Genomic DNA, 25,645 nt, shown 5'->3' with positions numbered 1-25,645 from the left:
GTATGCGCGATGAATGCACACGACGCCTTCGAAACCTTCAATCCCGTGGCAACTCGATCACCGCGCCCGACTTCGCCGCGGCCACGATAGCTTCCGTCACGCGCAGGTTCCTGAGCCCGTCGCGGGCCGATACCAGCGGCGCCGCCTCGCCGCGCGTAACCGCGCCGAAGTGCTCCATCTGATGCTTGATGGGGTCGTCCCGCACCATGCCGACGACACCCGCTTCGAACGGCTTCCACCACGAACGGTCTTCATCGCGCGGATAGGTTTTCAGACGCATGGTCGGAATGGCGAGGCTGCCGTTGGTTCCCGCGACGAGATAGCAATCCTCGTCGGCGTAACTCGCGTAAGCCTTGTTCTCTTCGGAGGTCTGCTCCCAACTGCGCGCGCTCGCCGCCGAATCCGAAAGCAGGAACGTGCCGAGCGCGCCGCTTTCGAAGCGCAGATTGATCGCGACCGTATCCTCGACGGCAAAGCCGCGCGCCGCATGCGATAGAAACGCCTGCACCGCGACGATCTCGCCGCAAAGCATGCGCAGGTTGTGAACCTCGTGGATCATGTTGAGCAGGATCGGGCCGCCGCCAGGCTCGCGACGCCAGGGCGCATCCGTGAAGTAATGATCGGGCTTCAGAAACATCGCGCTGCCGGTCACGGCGACAAGGCGCCCCAGCACGCCGGATACGATCACCTCACGGGCCTTCGCCATGATCGGACTATGCGCGCGATGATGGCCGATGAGAATAGGCACGCCCGCTTCATCCGCTGAGCGCACGAGCGCTTCGGCTTCGGCGACGGTCGGCGCAATCGGCTTTTCGAGCAGCGTCGGTACGCGCGCGTCGAGGCATTGCAGTGCTTGCGGCACATGCAGCTGATTCGGCGTTGCGAGCACCACGCCGTCCGGTTTGTCCTGTGCGAAGAGCTCGTCGAGCGTCGCGTAGATCGGCACGTCCGCCCGTTCCGCGATGGCGCGCGCAGCCGGCGACGGATCGACAATGGCCGACAGCATGCACGTCGCGCTGTTTTCCAGGACGCCGATATGCGCCTGTCCGATATATCCGGCTCCGGCCACGGCGATTCGAGTTCGGGTCATGCTGTGCCTCCTCCTTGGTTTTAGTTCGACGTTGCTCGCGTTCCGAAGCGCCGTCGGGTCGATCCACATCATAAAATCAACCGGCGCGCCTGCAATGCGGACTTGCGATATCGCCGACGTATCGGCCACGACGCAGCCCTTCGCGTCGAATGCACCAAAAACGCCTGAAAAACAGCCGCATAAGCGCTGAATCGATAACCGGCAGCCTGCTAGAATCAAAAGCATCTGTCCTTCGCGGACACGACCCATTCCGAAGATTCTTGAACTCAAGCGAGGCACGCCATGAAACGTATCACCGCCATCATCAAACCGTTCAAGCTCGATGAAGTCCGTGAGGCGCTCGCCGAAGTAGGCCTGACCGGGCTGACGGTTACTGAAGTCAAAGGCTTCGGCCGTCAGAAAGGACATACCGAGCTCTATCGTGGTGCAGAGTATGTCGTCGATTTTCTGCCGAAGGTGAAGATCGAAGTAGTCGTCGCCAACGATCAAACCGATCAGGTCATCGACGCGATCATCGGTGCGGCGCGCACCGGCAAGATCGGCGACGGAAAAATCTTCGTGGCCGAAGTTGAGCGCGTCATTCGCATTCGTACCGGCGAGGAAAACGAAGCGGCGGTCTGAGCGCTTCGAGGTTTTCCCTGTCCCATCGAGCCCGCGTTTCTCACGCGGGCTCGTCTTTTTCCGCATCGCATGCACCAGCACGATGCGCGTCGCTCGTCCGCTTAACTCCTGCTTGATCTCCAATCCGCTTGACTCAGTGCCGAACTCGGCGCGATTTCGCTGCCGTGCGGTAACATCGAATCCCGTTTACCAATTTGTAAGGATTTTTTGGATGCATCACGCGATCGGCTTCATTCAGGATCTCGCGGTAATCATGGCCATCGCGGGCGTCGTGACGGTGTTGTTTCATCGCATGCGTCAGCCGGTCGTGCTCGGTTATATCGTTGCGGGCGTCATCATCGGGCCATACACGCCGCCGTTTCAGCTGATTCACGACGAAGCCACCATCCAGACGCTCGGCGAACTAGGCGTGGTCTTCCTGATGTTCTCGCTCGGCCTCGAATTCAGTCTGCGCAAACTCTTCAAGGTGGGCGCGACGGCGTTCGTCGCGGCGCTGTCCGAGATCGTGCTGATGATCTGGATCGGATACGAGATAGGCCGCTGGTTCGGCTGGAATTCGATGGATTCGCTCTTTCTCGGCGCGGTGCTGGCGATTTCGTCGACGACGATCATCGTAAAGGCGCTGTCCGAACTCAAGATGAAAGGCGAGCCGTTCGCGCAACTTGTGTTCGGCATCTTGATTGTCGAGGACATTCTCGCCATCGCAATGCTCGTGCTGCTTTCCGGCATCGCGCAGACAGGTTCCGTCACGGCGGGCGTCGCGGCCATCACGCTCGGCAAGTTGCTGCTTTTCATGACCGTGTCGCTCGTGGTCGGCATTCTCATCGTGCCGCGCGCGCTGGATTACGTGGCGCGCGCGAAAAGCGACGAGATGCTGCTCGTCACCGTGCTCGGCTTCTGCTTCGGCTTTTGTCTGCTGGTCGTGAAGCTCGATTACAGCATCGCGCTCGGCGCCTTTCTGATCGGCGCGATCATGGCGGAGTCGAAGAATCTCGCGCGCATCGAGCATCTCATCGCGCCGGTACGCGACATGTTTTCGGCCATCTTCTTCGTGACCATCGGCTTGCTGCTGAATCCGTCCGTGCTCGTCGATTACGCGTGGCCGATCGCGGTCATCACCGTGGCGGTCGTGTTCGGCAAGATCGTATCGTGCGGGCTGGGCACTTTTCTCGCCGGTAAGGACGGGCGCACGGCGATGCGCGTCGGCATGAGCGTCGCGCAGATCGGCGAGTTCTCGTTCATCATCGCGTCGCTCGGGTTGTCGCTCAAGGTGACGAGCGCGTTTCTCTATCCGATCGCGGTCGCCGTCTCCGCGCTCACCACGCTCTTCACGCCGTATCTGATTCGCGCCGCCGATCCCATCACCATGCGTCTTGCCCGCGCGATGCCCGCGCCGCTCGCCAACACCTTCGGCCTCTACTCGCAGTGGCTCGCGAGTCTCACGCCCGCGACCGGCGGCCCGACGCTCTTTTCGATGACCCGGCGCATCGTTCTGCAGATCGCGGTGAACCTGGCGCTCGTGGCTGCGATTTTTCTGGGCGCGTCGTATTCGGCGCCGTTCGCTTCCGGCTACCTCGCGCGCTGGCTCGAATCGGACAATGCGCAGCGCGTCGTGTTGTGGAGCGCGGCGTTGTTGATCGCGCTGCCGTTTCTGGTGGCGGTGTATCGCAAGCTGGATTCGCTTGCGCTCCTGCTCGCCGAAGTCAGCGTGCAACCCGCGAAGGCCGGACGCTTCACGAGCGCGATTCGTTCGGCCATCTCGGGGCTGATTCCCATCGTCGCCATGTTCGGCGTCTTTCTGCTCGTGGCCGCGCTTTCGGGCGGCATCTTGCCGCCTTTCGGATTGATGGTGGCCGTGCTCGTCTGCGCGGCGTTGCTCTTGACGGTACTCTGGCGCTGGTGCGTAAAGATTCACGCGACCATGCAGATCGCGTTGCGCGAAACCTTCGAGGAGCCGCGCGATCACTGAAGGAATCATCCATTCATTACGATTGCCGCGATAATGTGAGCAAATGTGTGCTGGTTTGCCCCGTCTGTTCGAGAGGCGGATAATCGAAACGTGTTGATTCTTTCCCTGGCGTTCGCGCGCCGGACAACGGAATGAGCGAAAACAAAACCTCGAACGACTCAGGCTCCATCGCAAACGGCGCGGCGCCCGACGCCCGCCGAAGTGGGGCGGATGCATCGGCGGCGGGCGTGGCGCGAGATGGCGCACCTCACGCACCGCAAGCACCTCAGGCACCTCAAACTTCAACCACGCCGGGTTTGGACCCGAGCGCGACCGAGCGGGCATCGACGGATGCGCCTTCGAGCGCTTCGACCGTTGAGCCCGTCGATAAGGCAGCGGCGCGACGGGCCGAGGCACTCGAAGCAAACGCCAAGGTCGCGCCGGAACCGGTCGTGCGCGCGAAGCCTCTCGATGCAAAAGCGAACTTGGCCGAGAGTCTCGAAGCCGCGACCGAGGCGCAAGCGGGCAGCGATATCGAAAGCATCATCGCGGGCACGGAAGCCGAACCCGAACCCGAACCGGTGAAGGCCAGCGTTCTGCCGCCCGAGTTCACCGCCGCGCCGGATTTCGGCACGCTCAATCCGCCGCCCTTGCCGCCGCCCGCTCAGCAGACAGCGAGCGCGACGCAAGCGCCGCCTGCGTATCTCAAGCAATCGGATTCGGCGTGGTCCGTGTTCGGGCGCGTGATCGCCGCGCGTGCGCGACAAATTTTCGACCGGGCAGGGCAGCGCATCACGCAACGCACGTTGAGGATCGGCGTGTCGGCGCGCATTTTTCATCCGGAGCCGGGCGCAAAGGGTTTGCGTGGCAAGACGCTGCAATATCTGGAGGAATCCATCGCGCATTGGGTCATGTCGCGCGATGTGCTCGTGTTCATGATTCCGACGGTCGGCACGCAAGGCATGCTGCATCCAAGCAATATCCGCCTGCGCGACTATGCGAAGAATCTCGACGGGCTGCTGCTTCAGGGTGGCGCGGACGTGTCGCCGCAATCTTACGAGGAGGTCGTGACGCGCCCCGAGTGGCCGGGCGATCGCGTGCGCGACATGTATGAGCTGGAACTGCTGCACGAATTCATCGAGTCAGGCAAGCCGGTGCTCGGCGTGTGTCGCGGCTGTCAGCTCATCAACGTGGCATTCGGCGGCACGCTCTACGGCGATATCGCCACCGAAGTGCCGACTGCGGGCATCCACGTGAACGAGCACTACGATCAGCATCGGCACTCGCTGCGCTTTCCCGATGGCTCGACGCTCGCCAACATGTTTCCGAATCAGCGCGATGCAATCGTCAACTCGATTCACCATCAAGCGGTGAAGTCGCTTGGGCGGGATCTCAACGTCGAGGCGGTCTCGGCGCAGGATGGAATCATCGAAGCGGTGCGGTATCGCAAGGCGCCGTTCGTGGTGGGCGTGCAGTGGCACCCGGAGTTTCATCGCGCGGGCGGATCGGAATTGCTCGATTGCACGCCGCTGCTCGATACGTTTTTGCGCGTGGCGCGGGAGACGCGGTTCTAGAGTGTTGGTTTTGACGTGCGTTGGTATCGGGGCCCGCTTCGTAATGAGCGGGCCTTTTTGTTTTGCATGATTGGGGTTGAAGCGCGGATTTGGGTGATAGTCGTCGACGACCGACCTTGGTTCTAAGCGAAACCGAGAATGCATGTCGGAATGATGTACCGCGGCCGTGAAATACGCTCACGCGCGCAAATTCACCGAATCAGAAAGTCACCGCGCCGAACCCACCGGAGCCAGCCCGGCTTCGCTCGCACGCTGCAACTGATCGACCTGCATCTGCAACGCGCGCAGCTTGCGTTCCGATTCGAGCTTGTCGCTCTGCAGCGCCGCCGATTCCGCCTGCAATTGCTGCTGACGTTCCGACACCTGCGTGTCCTGCTGCTGCGCGAGCGCGAGATCGGCGGATAACCGGTTCGCGCGATTCGCCGACACGGCGATCACGCGGTCGAGCAGCGCTTTTTGCGCCTGCAACTGCACACGGCGAATCTCGCCATCGGCAAGATCATGTGTCTTGCGCGCGAACTGCGCGTAGACCGATTCGGCGCGATTTTCCTCCTGCGTCTTCACGACGCGCCACGAATGCGAGTCCTGCGACAACGCCACGTAATAAAGCATCTCTTGCGGCAGAAAATAGAGCCTCGCGCCGTAGCTGCCATTGCGCGTGACGCGCAGCTCGGTCAGTCGGCCCGCCTGCACCATGTCCTGCAGTTCGGCGAGGTTGCTCGCGGAGGGCGACGCGCCATCGCTCTGAAGATCGGAGAGGTCTTCAGGCGATAGCGCCGGTGCGCTGTTTGTTCGATCGGCTTTTGGAGCCGGAGCCGGGCTCGTGGCAGCCGATGCATCGGCGAAAGAAGCTAGCAATCCGGAGAGGAACAAAGCGAGGACAAGTACTGCGTGACGAATGAAACGTAAGTGCATCATGTTGGCTTCATGCCGATAAAGTTAAGCGATTCATCACCGGGCCTGATTGGCCGATGCATTGTCGGGACGTGAAGCGACATTGCTGTCGAGCGTGGGCGAATGCTGGAGCATGGAGTAGAGGGCGGCGACGTTCAGCGGCTCAGTGGTGCGCGGCGCCGCAGTGAGTTGCGTGGGCTTCGTGCTCGCGCCGCGATGTGTCGATGCCGCGTATCGAATAACCGGTTTCGTGGCTGCCCGCTTCGCGCGATGTGCGCCCGCGTTCACGTATCGAGGAGTTCGTGTGTGGGACGCTTCGGCATGTACGGAAACTGGCGCTGGTTTTGTCTTACGCGCATGCGCGGGCCGACTTGCCATGAGAACGCGCGGCGCGACAGGCTGCGTTGGGTCGACCGGGCGCGGGTCCGCCGGTTGACTTACCGTGGGCACGCGCGTCGCATCCGCCGGTCTGTCGCGCGACACCGCTTGTCCAATCTGCATCTGTTCTGCGTCATCAACCGCGGGCTTCGACCCGCTTCGTTCCAGCCACTGTTCATGCGCGAACAGCACCCAGACGAACAACGCCGAAACCGCGATGGCAATAGCGGATCTTTCAAAGCTGCCGATGCGGTAAGGCCGCTTGCGTAACGGCGACGGAGTGCGCAGATCGATTCGCATGGGCTTTCTTTCCGCAGCCGCATCGACCGGTGCGGCAGGCTCTTTCATACGCGACGTAGAAGAACGCGTGGCGTTCTTGGCGAGCTTTCCCCAGATACTCGTCGCTTGATACGGAGAACGCGCATGCAACGAGTCCGACGAGTCGGACATGCGCGAGTACTTGGTATTGAACCGTGCGCCGTAGAGCGGAATCTCGGAGCGCGACGTACTCGGCCGAGCGCGCGCGGGCGACCACTCGCGGCCGAATTTCAGCGATGGATCAGCGAGCGGGCGCACCGTTGGCAGGCGTAGATTGCCTTCCACGACGATCAGAGGCTCGTTCATGAGTGTTCCAGGTGGATGCGCCGATGCGCGCACGATTGGGACGTGCGGGCATCGGCCCGAGGTCAGCTAGATTGACTCGCGATCATACGAAACAGCACTGAACTAAACGACCAGACTTATCCTAATGATTCGATCTTAAAAGGAATGCTTATTGACAGAAGGCCGCTTTTATGTCGGAAGCATTGCTTGTGAGCCGCATTTAATTCAGAGAGAGCGTGTAGCGCAACGAGAACAAATCGAGGCCCGCCATGTTGTCGGCTTGACGCGAAGTGAGCCTCCATCCGCGCGACTCGTAAAAGCCGATAGCCGCCGCGTTGTCTTCCAGCACGTAAAGATGCAATTCGCGCGCGCCACGTGTGCGCGCCCAGCGTGCGGCTTCGGCGAGCATCGCGGTCCCGGCGCCAAGGCCTTTGTGCCCCGGCAGCGCATGCAGATTGTCGACGAGCACGCTGCCCGTGTCGTCCGGTTCGACGAGACATACGAAACCCACCGGCTCACCCGCATGTTCGGCGATCAGCACGCGACCCGCGCCGGCCTCGATTTCCCGCATACGGGTTTGCCAGTGCGCGGCGCGCTCGGCGTGAATATCCCGATCGAGATAGACATCCGGCACGATGCCGCGATAGGTGGCCACCCAACTGCGCGTGTGCATCGACACGATCAGAGCGGTGTCGGCCGGCGTTGCGGTCCTGAAAACGATCGCTAAATTTGTAGGCTTGGAGATAGGCATATGTAAGCTATTGTTAATCTTCTTTTGAGTGATGTTGACCGAAGTTGCGTGCAGAGAAACGTCCGCAGGCGTTAAGATTGAGGCACTCGTGAATTTACAAAAGAATTACGGGTAAACCCTAATCAAGCGAAAACCCTTCGCCACCGGCCAGAAGCGGTTCGCGAACCGCGATGCGTCGTTCAGCCTGATTCGAGAAAGTCCATGTCCACGACTCACGTTGCACCCGCCAATGAATCGAAGTTCAAGACGGTTTTCCGCGTCGTCAGCGGCAACTTCCTTGAAATGTACGACTTCATGGTTTATGGCTATTACGCCTCCGCCATCGCCAAAACCTACTTCCCGAGCGGCAACGAGTTCGCCTCGTTGATGCTCGCGCTGTCCGTATTCGGCGCAGGCTTCCTCATGCGTCCGGTCGGGGCGATCGTACTCGGCGCGTACATCGACCATCACGGGCGGCGCAAGGGCCTCATCCTCACGCTGATGCTGATGGCTATCGGCACCGCCTGCGTCGCGCTAGTGCCGGGCTACGCCACCATCGGCGCGATTGCACCGATCATCGTGCTTCTCGGGCGGCTTCTGCAGGGCTTCTCGGCGGGCGTCGAGCTCGGCGGCGTGTCGGTGTATCTGTCCGAGATCGCGACCAAGGGCAACAAGGGCTTCTATTGTTCATGGCAGTCGGGCAGCCAGCAAGTGGCTGTCGTGTTCGCCGCGCTCATCGGCGTGGTCATGAACCAGTTGCTGCCCGCCGACCAAATGACCGCGTGGGGCTGGCGCGTGCCGTTTTTGATCGGCTGCCTGATCGTGCCGTTCCTCTTCATCATCCGCCGTTCGCTGCGTGAGACGGACGAGTTCCTGGCGCGCAAGCATCGTCCCGGCATGGCCGAGATCGCGCGCTCGATCGCAACAAGCTGGCCGATCGTGCTCGCGGGCATGGGCATGGTCATCATGACGACCGTGTCGTTTTACATGATCACCGCCTACACGCCGACCTTCGGCAAGGAAGTGCTGAAGCTGTCTTCCATCGATGCACTCGTCGTCACCGTATGCGTCGGGCTCTCCAACCTCGTCTGGCTGCCTGTCATGGGCGCGTTGTCGGACCGCATCGGGCGTCGTCCGGTGTTGCTGTTCTTCACCATTCTGACCATTCTCACGTCGTATCCGGCCGTGCAATGGCTCGTCGCCGATCCATCGTTCGGGCGGCTCCTGATCGTCGAACTGTGGTTGTCGTTCCTCTACGGTAGCTACAACGGCGCGATGGTCGTGGCGCTCACGGAAGTCATGCCGGTCGACGTGCGCACCACCGGCTTCTCGATGGCCTACAGTCTCGCGACGACCATCGGCGGCTTTACGCCTGCCATCTCGACCTATCTGATTCACTCGACCGGCAACAAGGCCGCGCCGGGCTTGTGGATGGGTCTCGCGGCCATCTGCGGTCTGATCGCCACGCTCGTGCTGTATCGCTCGCCGGAAGCACGCAATCAGTACAAGACAGCCTGACGTCCGTAGCTGGCTGAAATAAAAATCCCTCGTCGCGGCGAGGGATTTTTTTTGCATCGACGAAACCTGCGGGCATCACTCGCGCAGTGCCGCCACGACCTTTTCGACCACGCCGTGCCAGTCGCCGGGCACGTGCTGCCGCACGAGCCGCGCGCGCGGATACCACACGCATGTCGCGCCGCTGATACCCCAGCGCCAGTCGGCCGCGAACGGCAGCATGACGATGACCGGTTTGCCGAGTGCGCCGGCCAGATGCGCGATCGAGGTATCGATCGACACCACGGCGTCGAGTCGGTCGACGATGGCGGCGGTATCCGCGAAATTCTCCAGCTTGCCCTCGAAGCGATGCGCCGACTTTGCGTTCGGATGCTTTTGCAATGTGTCGCGCTCGTGCTCGGTGAGAAACGGCTGCAGCACGACCCAGTCGATGCCTTCGAGCGCCAACAGCGGCGCGAGCGCTTCGACCGGCATGGAGCGCGTTTCGCCCGGCTGCAGCCTTCCCGACCACGCGATGCCGATCTTGCGCTTCGCCTGTCCGCCGATCGACCCGCGCCACTTCCGGCGATAGTCGGCCGGAATCACGAGATAGGGCGTGCGCGCCGGGATCGCCTCGGGCGTCGTCATGCCGAGCGCGAGCGGCAGGCTGAGGAGCGGACAGAACGCATCGGCGACGATGCGCACGCCTTCCGTCCTGCCGACGAGCTCTATGCGCGCCGCGTGTGCCGCCGGCGCGATCAGCGGCACCAGCGACGCTTGTACTTCGAGCACGAGCTTGCCGACGCGCTTGGCCGCAAACGCCACGAGGCGCACGAATTGCAGGGTGTCGCCGAAGCCTTGTTCGGAGCGCACGAGCAGGGTCTGCTGCGGCAGCGGCTCGCCGTTCCAGCGCGGCAGCGGCGGGGCGTCGTCGGCGCCCGGCGTCTTGAGCCGCCATTCGTAAGCGGGCAGGCCGCGCTCGTAATCGCCGAGCGCGAGTAGCGCGAGACCACGGTTCAGATGCGCGGCGGGCATGTGCGGGTCGAGCCGCAACGCCTGATCGAATGCGCGGATCGCCGCGGCGGGCGATGCGAGCGCGAGCTGCGAATTACCGAGACACAGCCACGCCACGCCGTACTTCGGGTCCAGCCCGACCGCGCGCTCGTAACTCACGACCGCTTCGTGGTGGCGATTGAGCTTGGCAAGCACGTGGCCAAGTCCGAAGTGCGCCGGGGCAAAGCGCGGCTGCAAGCTGAGCGTCTTGTGCAGCGCGGGCAGCGCTTCTTCGGGGTGCCCGGTCTTGTCGAGCAGATTGCCCAGGTTGAAATGCGCGGCGACGTAATTCGGCTCCGCGTCGATGGCCGCGCGAAAATGCGCGACCGCGCCGACCGAGTCGCCGAGTGCGTTGAGCGCCATGCCGAGATTGTTGTGCGCGCCCGCGTGGCGCGGCCGTAAATCGAGCGCGCGGCGAAACGCGCGCGCGGCATCCGCATGACGATCAAGCGACGCCAGCGCGTTGCCGAAGTTGTTCCACGCGGCGGCGTCTCGTGGCTGCAGACGCAGCGCTTTCTCGAAGGCATCGGCGGCGTCTTCATGGCGGCCGACCGCCGTGTACGCGTTGCCGAGGTTGTACTGCGCGAGTGGAAAGCCCGGTTCGAGCGTGAGCGCGTTACGAAAACGCTCGATGGCGTCGTCGATACGGCCGAGCGCCTTGAGCGCGTTGCCCAAGTTGAGTTGCAGACCGGCATCGGTCGGACGCAGGTCTACCGCGCGGCGCACGAGAGAAGCCGCTTCCTCGTGCTGGCCTTGTTGATGGCGCAGCACGCCGAGGTAGTGGAGCGCGTCGACGTGAAGGGGTTCGGCGGCGAGCGCGGCCTGATAGTCGCGCTCCGCCTCGGTCAGGCGGCCGTCACGATGGGCCGCGAAGCCGCGGGCAAATACGGTGTCCATGACGGGAAGTTTGTACAAAACACGCGTATTTTCCCACACTGGCCCGAGCGATTTCCGCCTGTACGGTTGACATGTCGCGTCGATGGTCCTTAACATGTGAACACCTATTCATATGTTGACGATCAAGTCGTGGCTTCGACTCCACTGAATCCTGCTGGCGGCATCACTTCGGATGACCGCGTCGTACCGCTTGCCGACCTGTTTCGCTTGCTTGGCGACCCGACGCGCTTGCGCATCGTGCTCGCGTGTGTCGCTGAAAGGCGCGCGGTGGGCGCGATCGCGGAGGGGCTCGGGTTGTCGGGTTCGCTCGTGAGCCATCACTTGCGGCTCCTGCGCGCGGCGCGGATCGTGCGGGCCGAGCGGCAGGGCAAGCAGGTTTTTTACGTGGCGGCGGATCGCCATATCAGCGGGATGCTCGGCGAATTGCTGGAACACATTGCCGAGCCGCAGCCGCAGGACGCGACCGATATCGACTGATCGAACGAATCACGGGCACCACGATGAACAAGCAAACGCAGCACGACCACGAAGACCACGATCACGCGGGACATGACCACGCCGGTCATGAGCATGCCGGCGACGACCACGCCGGTCACGACCACAAAGGTCACGACCACAAAGGTCACGACCACAAAGGTCACGACCACAAAGGTCACGACCACAAAGGTCACGACCACGGCGCGGGCGGACATCATCACCATCACGCGCCGCAGGCCGGACAAGGGCGCACGTTCGCGCTGGCAGTCGGCCTGAACGTGCTGATCGTGATCGTGCAGGCCGTCTACGGCTTTCTCGCGCATTCCACCGCGCTGCTCGCCGACGCCGGTCACAATCTCTCCGACGTGCTCGGTCTCTTGCTTGCGTGGGGCGCGGTATGGCTCGGCACGCGCCGGCCGAGCGCGCGCTATACCTTCGGCCTCGGAAGTTCGTCGATTCTCGCCTCGCTTGCCAATGCCGCGCTTTTGCTTTTCGCGTGCGGCGCGATCGTGCTCGAGGCCGTCCAGCGTCTGTTGAATCCGGCGCCCGTCGCGGGACTCGACGTGTTCATCGTCGCGACGCTCGGCATGGTCGTCAACGGCTTCTCGGCGTGGCTCTTCATGCGCGGCAGCAAGGAGGACCTCAACGTGCGCGGCGCCTTCCTGCACATGGCCGCCGATGCCGCGATCTCCGCCGCCGTCGCCGTGAGCGGCCTCGTCATCCTCTTCACGGGCATGAGCTGGCTCGATCCGGTGATGAGCATCGTCGTGGTCGCGGTGATCGTCTACGGCACGTGGGGCCTCGGGCGCGACGCGATGCGCCTTGCCATGGCCGCCGTGCCGCCGAGCGTGGATCTGGCGCGTATCGAAGGCTATCTGACGCGCTTGCCCGGCGTGCGTAACGTGCACGACCTGCACGTGTGGGCGCTGTCCACCACGGAGAACGCGCTCACCGTGCATCTCGTGATGCCGCAAGGCCATCCCGGCGATGCCTTCGTGCAGGGCGTCGTGACCACCTTGCGAAGCGACTACTCGATGCATCATTCGACCTTGCAAGTGGAACTCGGCATGAGCTGCCACGAGTGCGTACTGCAGCAGGAACGCGCGCACGCGCATTGAAGGCACGACCGCGCGTGTGCGCCGAGGTCGGCGCCCAGATCCGCCGAGGCGCGGCCCCGGCGTACACTCGACAACGTGACGTTTCAGGGAGGACCGCATGTTTGCGCCAAAGCTGAATCCGAACGACAAGCTGGATGTCGCGCCCGTTCTGATCGTCGGTGCCGGTCCCACGGGACTCGCCGCCGCCATGAGCCTTTCGCGTGCGCATATTCCCGTGCGGCTCATCGACCGCGCGCACGAGCGCTCGCCGTATTCACGCGCCATCGGCATTCAGGCGCGCACGCTCGAACTGCTGGAACAGCATCGCGTCGTCGAGCCGTTTCTCGAACTCGGGCACCGCTCGCGGGTGGCGAACCTCTATTCGAACGGTCAGCGCCTCGCGAGGCTCGACTTCGATCCGCTGCAGACGCGCTATCCCTATCTGCTGTTTCTCGATCAATCCGAAACCGAACGCCTGCTTGCCGGGCATCTCGAAAGCCAGGGCGTGACGATCGAGCGCGGCGTCGAACTCGTCGATTTCAATCAGGGCGCGGCGGGCGTGCAAGCCACCTTGCGACACGCCAATGGCCGCGATGAGATTCTGCGCCCGTCCTACATGATCGCCGCCGATGGCGCGCATAGCTTCGTGCGGCATCGGCTGGAAATCGGTTTCGACGGCAAGACGTTCGACCAGACCTTCCTGCTCGCCGACCTGCAAGCCGATTCCGACTGGCCCGACGACGAACTCCATATCTTCGCGTCGGGCGAAGGCCTCGCCGCGCTCTTTCCGATGAGCGATGGCCGCGCGCGTCTCATCGCCGACTTGCCCGCGCCCGTCGACGACAAGGAGAAGGCAGGGCCCACTATCGAGGAATGTCGCGCGATCGTCGAGCGGCGCGTGCATCATCGCGTCACGCTGTCGAATCTCACGTGGTCGGCGTACTTTCATGTCAATAGCCGCATGGTGGATCGTCTGCGCGTGGAGCGCATCTTCCTTGCGGGCGACGCCGCTCACGTTCATAGCCCCGCAGGCGCGCAAGGCATGAACACGGGCATTCAGGAAGCGTTCAATCTCGGCTGGAAACTCGCGCGCATGCTCGCGGGCGGTGCACCCGAACGCCTGCTCGACAGCTATCACGCGGAACGGCATCCGATCGAGCGCGACGTGCTGCGTCAGTCGAACATGCTGTTGCAGATGGCGGGCGCGGAACACGGCCCGATGAAGCTCATGCGCGATCACGTCATGCCGATGCTCGCCGCCATCGGCCCGTTGCGCGATGCCATGCGGCGCACGGTGAGCGAGCTTTCGATCAACTATCGCAAGAGCCCGCTCACGCTGGAGCGTCTGCTCGATGGCGGTCCGCGCGCCGGCGAACGCGCGCCCGATGCACGCGTGCATGTCGTCGATGGCCCGCTCGGCCGCTTGCCCGGCGTCGGCTGTCTCTACGACCTGCACGATCCGGGCTGCTTCTCGCTGTTCCTGCTGCTGAACCCGTCGGGCGAGGACGACATCGCGCTGGCGCCCGCGACCATCACCGTGGCGCACGCGATGCGCGATCCCGACCTCGACGGCCTCGTGCGCTCCATCGAAGCGCTCATGCCGAATGCCGTGCGCGTATGGCGTATCACCGATACGCAAGGCGAAGGTGCGACTTCGCTCACCGACAATTACGGGCGCACGCGTCCCGCGTTCTATCTCGTGCGGCCGGATGGTTATATCGCGGCGCGCGGGCGGGCGCCTTCGGACGTCCACTCGTTGCTGCGCCACTGCGAGACGTGGTTCAGCGCACAGGGCGCGGATAACAACGAGCCGCCCGCGCACGAGTATCGCGAGTAAAACGAAAAACGCCCTGCCGCTCGTGAAAGCGGGCAGGGCGTCGGCACGGCACCATCGCTTAGGTTAAGCCGCCACTTTCGGCTGAAGATCGTCCTTATGCGCCGTCAATGCCTCGCGCAAAATTGGCAGCATCGACGCGCTCGCCTCCGGATTGTCGAGTGCGGCAAGAATCGCGAGCCGCATGCGCGGTTCCCAGAAGCGGCGTATGTGATCCGCCACGCCATCGACGGCCTCGGGGCGATCCGGCATCGAATCGAAAAACTCGCCGATGCGGTTCGCCATGTCGATCAGGTTATCCACGTCCATGCGTCATTTCCCCGTAGTCGCCGCGACATCGCGCATGTTGAGCAGTTCGAGCTGCTGCGTGTTGAAGCGCGAATATTCCTTTTGCCATTGCGACGGTTGTTCCACCGGCATGACCTGCACCGCCGTGACCTTGTATTCAGGACAGTTGGTGGCCCAGTCCGACGAGTCCGTGGTGATCACGTTCGCGCCGGATTCCGGGAAGTGGAAGGTCGTGTAGACGACGCCCGGCTGCATGCGCTCGGTGATCTTCGCGCGCAGCACGGTTTGTCCCGCACGCGATTCGATACCAACCCAGTCGCCCGTGTTGATGCCGCGATCTTCCGCATCGACCGGATGAATTTCCAGACGGTCCTCGTCATGCCACTGCGAGTTCTCGGTGCGACGCGTCTGCGCGCCGACGTTGTACTGCGACAGAATGCGCCCGGTCGTCAGCAGCAACGGATATTTGCGCGTGACCTTCTCCGGCGTCGCCACGAACTTGGTGATGACGAAGCGTCCCTTGCCGCGCACGAATTCGTCGATATGCATGGTCGGCGTACCTCCCGGCGCACGCTCGTTGCACGGCCACTGAATGCTGCCGAGCTCGTCGAGTTTCTCGTAGGACACGCCGTGAAACGTGGGCGTGAGTCGCGCGATCTCGTCCATGATCTCGGACGGATGCGTGTAGTTCATCTCGTAGCCAAGTGCGCGCGCGAGCTTGATGGTCACTTCCCAATCGCCAAGGCCGGGCAACGGCGGCATGACCTTGCGCACGCGCGAGATGCGGCGTTCGGCGTTGGTGAACGTGCCGTCCTTTTCGAGGAAGGTCGAGCCTGGCAGCAGAACGTGCGCGTACTTCGCCGTTTCGTTCAGGAAGATGTCCTGCACGACGATGCATTCCATCGCCGAGAGCGCGTCGGCGACGTGCTGCGTGTTCGGGTCCGACTGGACGATATCCTCGCCCTGACAATAGAGGCCCATGAAGGTGCCGTGCGCGGCGGCATCGAACATGTTCGGAATGCGCAGACCCGGTTCCGGCTGCAGCTTCACGTCCCAGGCTTCCTCGAAGAGGGCGCGCGTCGCGGCATCGCTGATATGCCGATAGCCCGGCAACTCGTGCGGGAACGAGCCCATGTCGCACGAACCCTGCACGTTGTTCTGTCCGCGCAACGGATTCACGCCGACGCCTTCGCGGCCCACGTTGCCCGTGACCATCGCCAAGTTGGCGATGCCCATGACCGTGGTCGAGCCTTGCGCGTGTTCGGTCACGCCGAGACCGTAATAGATCGCGCCGTTGCCGCAGTTCGCATAGGCGCGCGCGGCTTCGCGCACGAGCTTCGCGGGCACGCCCGTGACGGCTTCCATCGCTTCGGGCGAGTTCTCTTCGAGCGAGACGAAATCGCGCCATTGCTGGAACGCGCGCGTTTCGCAGCGTGCGGCGACGAAGGGTTCATCGACCAGTCCTTCGGTCACGATGGTATGCGCGAGCGAGTTGACCATCGCGACGTTGGTGCCCGGCCGCAATTGCAGATGATGCGACGCCTTCACATGCGGCGTATCGACGATATCGATGCAGCGCGGGTCGATCACGATCAGTTGCGCGCCTTCACGCACGCGCCGCTTCAGCCGTGAGCCGAAGACCGGATGGCCGTCCGTGGGATTTGCGCCGATCACGACGATGACATCGGATTTCTCGACCGACGCGAACGTCTGCGTACCCGCCGATTCGCCGAGCGTGGACTTGAGGCCGTAGCCGGTCGGCGAATGGCAGACGCGCGCGCAGGTATCGACGTTGTTGTTGCCGAACGCCGCGCGCACGAGCTTCTGCACGAGATAGGTTTCCTCGTTGGTACAGCGCGACGAGGTGATGCCGCCGATGGAATCGCGCCCGTACTTGTCCTGAATGCGGCGGAATTCGCTTGCCGCGTAGTTGATCGCTTCGTCCCACGACACTTCGCGCCACGGGTCGGTGATCTTCGCGCGGATCATCGGCTTCTTGATGCGATCCTTGTGCGTGGCATAGCCCCACGCGAAGCGGCCCTTCACGCACGCGTGGCCTTCGTTGGCCTGGCCGTTCTTGTTCGGCGTCATGCGCACGACGGTGTTGCCTTTCATCTCGGCCTTGAGCGAGCAGCCGACGCCGCAATACGCACACGTCGTGATGGCCGAATGCTCCGCCTGACCGAGCATGATGACGGTCTTTTCCTGCAAGGTCGCGGTCGGGCACGCGGCGACGCATGCGCCGCACGACACGCACTCCGACTCCATGAACGGCACGTTTTCGCTTGCCGCCACGCGCGATTCGAAACCGCGCCCGGCGATGGTCAGCGCGAACGTCCCTTGCGTTTCCTCGCACGCGCGCACGCAGCGATTGCAGACGATGCACTTCGACGGATCGTAAGTGAAGTACGGATTCGATTCGTCCTTCTTGTCCTTCAGATGGTTCGCGCCTTCGTAGCCGTAACGCACTTCGCGCAAGCCGACCACGCCCGCCATGTCCTGCAGTTCGCAATCGCCGTTGGCGGGACAGGTGAGGCAATCGAGCGGGTGATCGGAAATGTAGAGTTCCATCACGTTGCGGCGCAGCGACTGCAGCCGGTCGGTCTGCGTGCGGACCTTCATGCCCGCTTCCACGGGCGTCGTGCACGAAGCCGGATAGCCTCGCTTGCCCTCGATCTCGACGAGACACAGGCGGCACGAACCCCACGGTTCGAGCGAATCCGTGGCGCAGAGCTTGGGCACGTTGATGCCCGCTTCGATGGACGCGCGCATCACCGACGTTCCCGCCGGCACCGTGACCGCCTGGCCATCGATTTCCAGCGTCACGTCGATATCCGCGTGACGCAGCGGCGTGCCGTAATCGGTTTCGTCGAACGGGTCGCGGCGCTGTACCGAGGCCGCGCTCTTGCATGCGCAATTGCCCGAACCGCAGCCGTTGATGGTGTTGGACATGTTCTTGTCTCCCTTGCTTTAGGCCGCTTTTCGGGCGGGCGTGCGGGGCAGCCCGAAATCTTCGGGAAAGTGATCGAGCGCGGACAGCACCGGGAACGGCGTCATGCCGCCCATTGCGCAGAGCGAGCCGGCGACCATGGTGTCGCACAGTTCGCGCAGCAGCGTGATCTGTTTCACCGACGTATCGCCGTCGCGAATCTTGCCGATGACTTCCTCGCCGCGCGTCGAGCCGATCCGGCACGGCGTGCACTTGCCGCACGATTCGAGCGCGCAGAAGTGCATCGCGTATTGCGCCAGTTCGGCGAGGTTCGAGGTGTCGTCGTGGATCACGAGACCGCCGTGGCCGACCACTGCGCCGACCTTTGCGTATTCCTCGTAGTCGAGCGGAATATCCCACTGGCTTTCCGGCAGATAAGTGCCGAGCGGACCGCCCACCTGCACCGCGCGCGCCGGACGGCCGCTCGCCGTGCCGCCGCCGTATTCATCGATCAGTTCGCGCAGGCTCACACCGAACGCGAGTTCGACGAGTCCGCCTTGCTTGACGTTGCCCGCAAGCTGGAAGGGCAGCGTGCCGCGCGAGCGTCCCATGCCGAAGTCGCGATAAAACGCCGCGCCTTTCGCAAAGATGATTGGTACGGTGGCGAGCGTGATGACGTTGTTGATGACAGTCGGCCTGCCGTACAAACCGACGAGCGCGGGCACCGGCGGCTTCGCGCGCACGATGCCGCGCTTGCCTTCGAGCGATTCGAGCAACGCCGTTTCCTCGCCGCAGACATACGCGCCCGCGCCTTTCGCCACGTACAGGTCGAACGCATGCGAGGCGCCGAGCACGCTCGCGCCTAGCCAGCCGGCATCGCGCGCGCGCTCGATCGCCCGATTCAGGGTGGCGATGGCATGCGGATACTCGCTGCGCACGTAGATGTAGCCCTTGGTCGCGCCCGTCGCCACGCCCGCGATGATCATGCCTTCGATCAGCATGAACGGATCGCTCTCCATGACGAGGCGGTCGGAGAAGGTGCCGGAGTCGCCTTCATCCGCATTGCAGACGATGTACTTCTGGTCCGCATACGCGCCGCGCACGGTCTTCCATTTGATGCCGGCGGGGAATGCCGCGCCGCCGCGTCCGCGCAGGCCGGAATCGACGAGCGCTTCGCACACCGCGTCGCCGTTCATTTCGAGCACTTGGCGAAGGCCCGCGAGTCCGCCGAGCGCGGTGTAATCGTCGACGGAAAGCGGGTCCGTGATACCGATGCGCGCGAACGTCAGCCGCTGCTGCTTCTTGAGGTACGGAATGTCGTCGACCAGGCCGACGTTCTTCGCGTGGACGCCGCCTTCGTGGAAAGAGGCATCGAAGAGGGCGGCGATATCGTCTTCATCGACATTCGAATAACCGATACGCCCTTGCGGCGTTTCCACTTCGACGAGCGGTTCGAGATAGAAGAGGCCGCGCGAACCGTTGCGCACGATCTGCACGTCGATGCCGCGCTTGTCCGCTTCGCTTTCGATGGCCTTCGCGATGCCGTCCGCGCCCAATGCGAGCGCGGCGGAATCGCAGGGAACGTAGATGCGCGTCATGCCGTCACCTCTGTCTTCTGGCTTTGTTCGCTCGCTGCCTTGTATAGACGGTCGAACTTCTGCGGCGTGACGCGCGCGTGAATCTCGCCGTTGATCATCATCGACGGCGACAGCGCGCATTGGCCGAGGCAATACACCGATTCGAGCTCGGTGCCTTCGGCATGACCGCTGTCGAAACGGCATCCGGTATGCCCTTCGATGTGATCCTTCAGCGCTTCGGTGCCCATGCTGCGGCACGCTTCCGCGCGGCACAACTGCACGGTCACGCGCGCGGGCGGCGCGCTTCGAAAGTGATGGTAGTACGTGATCGTGCCGTGAACCTCCGCACGCGACAGCGACAGGACGCGCGCCAGCGGCGCGACGATTTCCTCCGGCACGAAGCCGGTTTCGTCCTGGATGGCATGCAGGATGGTCATCAAGGTGGCGTCGTGCACGGCATGGCGGCGCACGAGGTCTTCAGCGGCAGCGGCGGACAACGGCTGCGTGTGTGTCATGGGGCTCCTCCAACGCTCGGTATATGTTTTATTAGTGCATATTTCGATCATATAATCGTAAGCACCGAGCAGGTAAAAGAACAATAGGCGTCGTGATATATCTTGGCAATAGGAAGGGGCAATGCATATGGTCGATGTCGAATGCCGCGCCGAACTCATCCTTCGCGACGCCGATGGCCGGGAGACCAGCCTGAATGCGGTTGTGCCGCTTTTGAAGCTCGTCTCTCAGACTGGCAGCATCGCGAATGCCGCGAGCGCTAAGGGTTTGTCCTATCGGCATGCGTGGGGTTTGTTGCGCGAAATCGAGGCGCGGCTGGGTGGCGCGCTGATCCGAAAATCGCGCGGACGCGGGTCGGTCTTGTCGGAACTTGGCGAGTCCGTGTTGCGTGCGCAGCGCGTTTGCGGCGACCGGCTCGAAACGCCGTTGCAGTCCGTCGCAAGCGATGTCGCCAATGAACTCAATCGCAAACTCGCCAGTGGTCTCGCGCAAGTGCGCATTCATGCATCGCACGGCTACGCGGTCGCGACGCTCGTGCACGCGCTCGGCGAACAGCGCGTGCCGGTGGACATCAAATACCGCGAAAGTTACGAAGCCGTGAGTGCGCTGGCTCGCGGCGAGTGCGAACTGGCGGGCTTTCATCTGCCGATCGGCCCGTTTCGCGCGACGTGTGCGGAGAGCTATCGTCCTTATCTCGATGCGGGCAAGCATCAACTCATTCGGCTCACGCGGCGCACGCAGGGCCTCTTCGTGCCGAAGGGCAACCCAAAGCGCGTGACGGGACTGCGCGATCTCGCGCGCAGCGACGTGCGCTTCGTGAATCGTCAGCCGGGCTCGGGCACGCGCATGCTGCTCGATTTGTCCTTGCGCGGCGTCGGTGTCGATCCCGATCAGATCAACGGTTACGCGACCACCGAACTCACGCATTCGGCCATCGCCGCGTTCGTCGCGAGCGGCATGGCCGACTTGGGCTTTGGCGTGCAGCCCGCCGCGCAGCACTTCGCGCTCGACTTCATTCCGATCATCGACGAGGACTACTTCTTCGCATGCGAACGCGCGCGGCTCAACGAGGCGCGGCTTGCCACCGTATTGCGCGTGTTACGCAGCGACGCGTTCAACGACAGCGTGGCGCATCTGGAAGGTTACGACCCGGCGCGTTGCGGCTCGCTCGTCGATATCGAAGAAGGTTTGCGCGGTTGAGACACGCGCCGACGCGCGCGGGAGAAACGAACGGTAAGAAGATGGCGGCCCGGAAGAAACTGCTGGCGGCGGTGAATTGGGTTAACCTAACGCTTTGCTGTCGACTCAACCCTGTTCCAGACGCGGCTGTCCCGCGCGAAATTCCGCCATGAAACTTTCGTTGCTCGCTTCCACCACCGCTGCGCTCGTCGCCGGTGCGTTCTATCTGATTCCCGTTGCGTTTGCCCAGAATTCGCCTGGCGTGCCGGGCGGCGTGCTGCAAGACCAGTTCCGCCTCAACGAGCATCCGCAAATGCAGTTTGCGGCTTCCGCGCCAACCGATAAGTATCAAAAGGGCAGCTCGCCCATGCGCCGTCGCGGCGACCTCGGCGACCCGGACGGCTGCAATCTGAAGTGCCCGAAGGACGGCACCAACTGATCGCCGTTTCACTTTTGCGACCGCATTGCCGAATGCCGAACAGCGTGTGCGGTTGCAGCAAAATCTTCCTCTTACTTCGTGCCAAAACCGCTTTGCACTGACGCGACGCGGCAGGACGTGTGCGCGCAGTCACACATGCACTTTCAACGTCTTACGCATCGACTGAAAAACGCTATGTGATGGCGGGCGTTTGGTATGACCTCCGGAGTACCTTATGACGGCGTGCTCCCGTGTGCTGTTTTGCGTGGGCATGGCTCATTAGTCATAAAACACAAAAAACAGGAAGTGCGCTGGCCGCCGGATGATGCGAACCGGCGGGCGGCGACGGGGACCACGATACTTTGGGCAAAGCGTGTGGCCACTGAGCGCACTTCGGATCAGCCGAGGGACTGCAAAATGCGTATTCTCCAGGTCATACTGGCGCCCCGACTATCCGGGGCCGAAGTGCTTGCCAAAGGCGTCGCGATCGGGCATCAGCGATCGGGCCACGACGTCTGCATCGCATCGCTGATGCCGGAACACGACGACTTCAAACACATCAGCGCGGAACTCGGTTCGCACGGCGTGATCTGCCTTTTCCCGACGAAAAACCCTGGCAAGCTCGGACGCTTGCTGTTCTTGCATCGCGCGATCCGTCAGTTCAAGCCCGACATCATCTTCGCGCACGCCACCATTCCCGCGCTCTACGTTCGCGCCTTGCCGACGCGGGTGCCGATCGTCTGGGTCATGCACTCCGGCGCGAACGACTTCGCGAACCGGGCGCTTTTGCGCGCCGAGCGATTGCTGTCGAGCCGGGCGAAGGCGGTGATTGGCGTGTCGCAGAAGAATATCGACAACTACGTGCAGGAAATCGGGCTGCATCCTTCGATGATCGTCGTGCCCAACGGCGTCGATGTCTCCCGTTTCGCCGACGACGCGCAACCGTCCATTCCCGTGGCCGCCAAGCAGATCGTGCAGGTGGGCCGCTACATTCCCGAGAAGAATCAGTTGCAGACGGTCGAAGCGTTCGCGCGCGTCGCGCGCGCCGAGCCGGATGCGCGACTGCTGCTGTGCGGCGTCATCGAAAATCTCGACTATCACAAGGCGGTCGTCGATCTGGTCGCGAAGCTCGGACTTGGCGATCGCGTGAAGATCGAAGGGCCGCAGATGAACGTCGCGCAGATTCTGAAGGCGTCGAGCGTGTTCGCCATGCCTTCGAGCTTCGAGGCGCATAGCATCGGCTTTCTGGAGGCGCTGGCGTCGGGCATTCCGGTGGTCGCGAGCGCGATTGCATCGTTCGCCTTCGCGGGTGGTTTTCCCGGCGTGCAATTACTCGATACCGCCGACAGCGACGCCTACGGCCACGCCTTGCTCGATGCGCTCAATCAGCCGCGCGCGACGCGCCCGCTCAACGGCCTGACCTTGCAGAGCACGGCGGACAAGTATCTGGCGATCGCGCGGGACGTTCTGAACTTGCGCGTGGGCCTAAGTTGAGCGTCGGCTTGTTTGAACAAGTACGCGCCGCATCGGTTGCCCGGTCGGCGCGTTTGATTTGGTGACGGCGAACGCGCTTTCACTGCCCCCAGTAAGCCAGCGTCTTGAGCCACAGCGACTCGGAAAACAGCCCTGGCAATTCGCCCCAAATTTTCACCGGCCCGAGCTTGAACGCCGTATCGAATTCGTAGCCGTAGAGACTCGGCGCGCCGCCCGTGTAATAGAACTCGCCGAGCAACGCGTTCGCGCGCTTGAACAGCACCAGCGTGGCGTGATCGTCGTGTTCGGTGACGCGCGCGATTGCGGGCATTGAATCCGCGTAGGACGTATCGGCGAGCGTCGTCGTCTCGATGGCCGGGCCGAACGCCTTGCCGCCTTTCATCGTGAAGACGCGCGTGCTCGCGCTGTCCCCACGCGGTTCGAGCACGGCCAGATCGTCGATGCCGTCGCCATCGATATCGCCCGCCACGACCTTGGCGAACGGCGCGCGCAACTGCGCATAGACGTTCGTGCGATAGCTCGGCGCGAAGGCGCTTCCGTCACTCGCGAATTGCGAGAGCGCGAGCGCGCCGTCGATATTCTCGATCGCGAGAAGCCCCACGTGCTTCGATTGCGCCACGCGAGCCGGCATGAAACGCGCGCTCTGACTCAACTGGCTCGCCTTTAACCACAGCGCAGGCCCGTTCGCCGTCGCGCCGTCCGACGTCAGCACCCAGAGGTCGAGCCCCGCGTCCTTGCTTTTCTGCGCGATCATCACGTCGGCTCGGCCGTCGCCGTTGAAATCGCCTGCCACGTATTGCTGCGCGATTTCGGGCGTCCATGCCGCGCTCGTCTGAAACCACAGACGCGGCGCCTCGAAATGCGTGCCGGCGCTTTTGAGGAGCCAGAATGCGGTGCCGCCGTTGCGCGGCGTAATCGCCATCAGATCGGCGCGGCCGTCGCCATCGAAATCGCCCAACAGAAAGCGCGCGCTGTCGAAGCAAAGCGAATCGGCATTGCAGGTCGGCGCGGTGGCTTGCGGGTCGAACGGCACGGCGTTCAGAAACCACGGCGACGCCCGGTCGAAGCGCGACATCTCCGCCACCCAGACGTTGAAGCCGGGCCCGTCCTTGCGCCGCTGCACATACACGGTGCTGTCGCGGCCTTCGCCACGAACGTCGCCGAAGAGGGCGCCTTCCTGCCGCGTGTCCGTCCACACCGTTTGCGATGACGGCGACCATCGATACTGCGCCGTCAGCATCGAACAGCGGCTTGCCGTCAGTAAGTCGTTTTTCTCGCCGAGACAGTGATCGAGCGGCGTGTACACGAAGCCGAAGTCCCACGGCGTCCAGTGCTGTACCGCGCTTTCCGGCTTGCAGCTTTCCTCGACAAGCCCGTTTTCCCGTTCCGCGATACACCCGCGCGTCGCCGCGCTCACGAAGAGCGCATCGTTTTTAGCGCCCGGCGCGGCGGGCAACTGTTGCCAGAACCAGTTTTGCGTCGCGGCGCCTGTGCATGCGGCGAGCGTCGGTGCCTTATCCGCACCGGCCGATGTCAGGCAGCGGTTCGAGTATTCGTTGACGAGCTGGAACGGGCGCAACTGGAACTCCGGACCGGCGTCGTTCGCATGGGCCATGCTCCAGTAGCGGCGCGCGACCCAGTTGCCGTCCCACATGTACTCGCCGAAGACGTGACCGGCGTCGTTGCCATCGATCGCGAAATAGCTGCCGACGACATCGCGCTTTCGCAGCGTTTGCGCGGCGTCGAGATTCTTCGGCAAGCCGCCCGTCGGATAGGTGACGTGATAGCCGATCGGCACATCGCGCTTCAGGCTCTGCGCAACCACACGCGTGATGCGCGCCGCGAGAATGTGATCTGGATGCTCCATGAAGGCGACCGTATCCGGATTGAGCGTGTAGATTTCCGTAGCTTGCAATAGGATCGCGCGCAGCGTCGCGGAAAGGGCGGCGCGGTCGTAAGTGGTCGAACCGGTGCCGTCCGCTTGCAGCGGATAGGTATTGAGCGTCTGCCCGCGATCCCACAGCAAACCGAGCGGCACCTTGCCGCCGCGCACCCCGCCGCCAGGCAACCGCAATTCGAGCAGCTTCACGCGCGGCTGTTGCGTCAGCACGAGCTGATGCACGGGCTTCCCCGCGAGCATCACTGTGGATTCTTGCCATTTGTCCGGCACGCCTGCCATGCGCGCATAGGCGAGCTTCGTGCCGGTCTCGCGAAGCACGACGTAATCGAACTTCGCACCGTTTGCGCCGCCGATCAGGTGAACCGTCGTCACGCACCAGCCGGCGTCGAGCTTGTCGCTGATGCCGGGATTCACGAAGAGGAGATCGTCGTCCAGGTGGGCGACTACCGTGATGAGTGTGCCCGCGTGGCAATCGGCGACGGGCGGGGCCGCGCGGGCGCCAGCCGGCAGGAGCGCGCCGCATAGCGCCCACATCAAAGAAAGAATCAGATTGCCGATCCACCGTCTCGCTATGCTTCTGCGCATGCTTTCCCCGTAAGCGCTTATCGACGCGCCGATCGTCGACAGAATAAAGCAGAAGATTGCCGTGCGAACGAG

General features: G+C 63.1%; 20 protein-coding genes. 10 read left to right on the top strand and 10 right to left on the bottom strand.

What is annotated here, in order from left to right:
- Window positions 1–37: 37 nt before the first annotated feature.
- Window positions 38–1,090, bottom strand: a complete 1,053-nt coding sequence (locus tag NCT03_RS10580; protein WP_250465343.1) for a Gfo/Idh/MocA family protein — start codon at window positions 1,088–1,090, stop codon at window positions 38–40.
- A gap of 282 nt (window positions 1,091–1,372) precedes the next feature.
- On the opposite strand from NCT03_RS10580, the gene glnK reads away from it, so the two are divergent.
- The 3 genes from glnK to NCT03_RS10565 all read left to right on the top strand — a co-directional run bounded on the left by glnK (window position 1,373) and on the right by NCT03_RS10565 (window position 5,233).
- A complete protein-coding gene (gene glnK, locus NCT03_RS10575) occupies window positions 1,373–1,711 on the top strand; it encodes a P-II family nitrogen regulator (protein WP_086969848.1) in 339 nt (112 codons plus the stop codon).
- A 211-nt stretch (window positions 1,712–1,922) separates the two neighbouring features.
- Window positions 1,923–3,680, top strand: coding sequence for a cation:proton antiporter (locus tag NCT03_RS10570; protein WP_250465342.1), 1,758 nt, complete (start codon window positions 1,923–1,925; stop codon window positions 3,678–3,680).
- A 131-nt stretch (window positions 3,681–3,811) separates the two neighbouring features.
- Window positions 3,812–5,233, top strand: a complete 1,422-nt coding sequence (locus tag NCT03_RS10565) for a gamma-glutamyl-gamma-aminobutyrate hydrolase family protein (protein ID WP_250465340.1) — start codon at window positions 3,812–3,814, stop codon at window positions 5,231–5,233.
- 207 nt (window positions 5,234–5,440) lie between these two features.
- Here NCT03_RS10565 and NCT03_RS10560 read toward each other — a convergent pair whose 3' ends face one another.
- From NCT03_RS10560 to NCT03_RS10550, 3 genes are all read right to left on the bottom strand, one after another.
- Window positions 5,441–6,151 carry a DUF2968 domain-containing protein gene (locus tag NCT03_RS10560; RefSeq protein WP_250465339.1) on the bottom strand — a complete coding sequence of 237 codons (711 nt, stop codon included), beginning with the start codon at window positions 6,149–6,151 and terminating at the stop codon, window positions 5,441–5,443.
- A gap of 33 nt (window positions 6,152–6,184) precedes the next feature.
- A complete protein-coding gene (locus tag NCT03_RS10555) occupies window positions 6,185–7,129 on the bottom strand; it encodes a hypothetical protein (RefSeq protein ID WP_250492632.1) in 945 nt (314 codons plus the stop codon).
- A gap of 199 nt (window positions 7,130–7,328) precedes the next feature.
- Entirely contained in the window at window positions 7,329–7,859 is a 531-nt protein-coding gene (locus tag NCT03_RS10550) for a GNAT family N-acetyltransferase (RefSeq protein WP_284503165.1), read from the bottom strand.
- 201 nt (window positions 7,860–8,060) lie between these two features.
- Here NCT03_RS10550 and NCT03_RS10545 point away from each other — a divergent pair, with 201 nt between their 5' ends.
- A complete protein-coding gene (locus NCT03_RS10545) occupies window positions 8,061–9,356 on the top strand; it encodes an MFS transporter (protein WP_244825947.1) in 1,296 nt (431 codons plus the stop codon).
- Between the two features lie 75 nt (window positions 9,357–9,431).
- Here NCT03_RS10545 and NCT03_RS10540 read toward each other — a convergent pair whose 3' ends face one another.
- Window positions 9,432–11,282 (bottom strand): tetratricopeptide repeat protein, encoded by a 1,851-nt coding sequence (locus NCT03_RS10540; protein WP_244825946.1) that lies wholly within the window; start codon window positions 11,280–11,282, stop codon window positions 9,432–9,434.
- A 129-nt stretch (window positions 11,283–11,411) separates the two neighbouring features.
- Between NCT03_RS10540 and NCT03_RS10535 the strand changes: the two genes are divergently transcribed.
- The 3 genes from NCT03_RS10535 to NCT03_RS10525 all read left to right on the top strand — a co-directional run bounded on the left by NCT03_RS10535 (window position 11,412) and on the right by NCT03_RS10525 (window position 14,693).
- On the top strand, window positions 11,412–11,759 hold the full coding sequence (locus tag NCT03_RS10535) for an ArsR/SmtB family transcription factor (protein WP_244825944.1): 348 nt from the start codon (window positions 11,412–11,414) through the stop codon (window positions 11,757–11,759).
- Window positions 11,760–11,782: 23 nt separating this feature from the next.
- Window positions 11,783–12,877 carry a cation diffusion facilitator family transporter gene (locus tag NCT03_RS10530; protein ID WP_250465335.1) on the top strand — a complete coding sequence of 365 codons (1,095 nt, stop codon included), beginning with the start codon at window positions 11,783–11,785 and terminating at the stop codon, window positions 12,875–12,877.
- 97 nt (window positions 12,878–12,974) lie between these two features.
- Window positions 12,975–14,693: an FAD-dependent monooxygenase gene (locus NCT03_RS10525; RefSeq protein ID WP_244825942.1), complete on the top strand. Its 1,719-nt coding sequence runs from the start codon at window positions 12,975–12,977 to the stop codon at window positions 14,691–14,693.
- Window positions 14,694–14,756: 63 nt separating this feature from the next.
- Here NCT03_RS10525 and NCT03_RS10520 read toward each other — a convergent pair whose 3' ends face one another.
- The 4 genes from NCT03_RS10520 to NCT03_RS10505 are packed head-to-tail and all read right to left on the bottom strand — an operon-like array spanning window position 14,757 to window position 19,999.
- Window positions 14,757–14,999, bottom strand: a complete 243-nt coding sequence (locus NCT03_RS10520; RefSeq protein WP_244825940.1) for a formate dehydrogenase subunit delta — start codon at window positions 14,997–14,999, stop codon at window positions 14,757–14,759.
- 3 nt (window positions 15,000–15,002) lie between these two features.
- The gene (gene fdhF / locus NCT03_RS10515) at window positions 15,003–17,930 is read right to left on the bottom strand and encodes a formate dehydrogenase subunit alpha (protein ID WP_250492631.1); all 2,928 of its coding nucleotides are present in this window, start codon (window positions 17,928–17,930) and stop codon (window positions 15,003–15,005) included.
- A gap of 18 nt (window positions 17,931–17,948) precedes the next feature.
- The gene (locus NCT03_RS10510) at window positions 17,949–19,505 is read right to left on the bottom strand and encodes a formate dehydrogenase beta subunit (protein ID WP_250465331.1); all 1,557 of its coding nucleotides are present in this window, start codon (window positions 19,503–19,505) and stop codon (window positions 17,949–17,951) included.
- Window positions 19,502–19,999: an NAD(P)H-dependent oxidoreductase subunit E gene (locus NCT03_RS10505; protein WP_250465330.1), complete on the bottom strand. Its 498-nt coding sequence runs from the start codon at window positions 19,997–19,999 to the stop codon at window positions 19,502–19,504. The genes NCT03_RS10510 and NCT03_RS10505 overlap by 4 nt, the downstream gene beginning before the upstream one ends.
- A 127-nt stretch (window positions 20,000–20,126) precedes the next feature.
- Between NCT03_RS10505 and NCT03_RS10500 the strand changes: the two genes are divergently transcribed.
- The 3 genes from NCT03_RS10500 (at window position 20,127) to NCT03_RS10490 (ending at window position 23,088) form a co-directional block, all read left to right on the top strand.
- The gene (locus tag NCT03_RS10500; RefSeq protein WP_250492676.1) at window positions 20,127–21,197 is read left to right on the top strand and encodes a substrate-binding domain-containing protein; all 1,071 of its coding nucleotides are present in this window, start codon (window positions 20,127–20,129) and stop codon (window positions 21,195–21,197) included.
- Window positions 21,198–21,345: 148 nt separating this feature from the next.
- A complete protein-coding gene (locus NCT03_RS10495) occupies window positions 21,346–21,615 on the top strand; it encodes a hypothetical protein (RefSeq protein ID WP_250465329.1) in 270 nt (89 codons plus the stop codon).
- A gap of 396 nt (window positions 21,616–22,011) precedes the next feature.
- On the top strand, window positions 22,012–23,088 hold the full coding sequence (locus NCT03_RS10490; RefSeq protein WP_244825931.1) for a glycosyltransferase family 4 protein: 1,077 nt from the start codon (window positions 22,012–22,014) through the stop codon (window positions 23,086–23,088).
- 79 nt (window positions 23,089–23,167) lie between these two features.
- On the opposite strand, the gene NCT03_RS10485 is transcribed toward NCT03_RS10490, so the two are convergent.
- Complete coding sequence (locus NCT03_RS10485) at window positions 23,168–25,573, bottom strand: FG-GAP repeat domain-containing protein (RefSeq protein ID WP_250465327.1); 2,406 nt, start codon at window positions 25,571–25,573, stop codon at window positions 23,168–23,170.
- Between the last annotated feature and the right edge of the window lie 72 nt (window positions 25,574–25,645).

Origin of the sequence: Caballeronia sp. GAWG1-1 (assembly GCF_023631465.1) — a bacterium.
GTDB lineage: Bacteria > Pseudomonadota > Gammaproteobacteria > Burkholderiales > Burkholderiaceae > Caballeronia.
The sequence above is the reverse complement of the archived record's forward strand: the minus strand, read 5'-3'. Positions and strand labels throughout refer to the sequence as shown.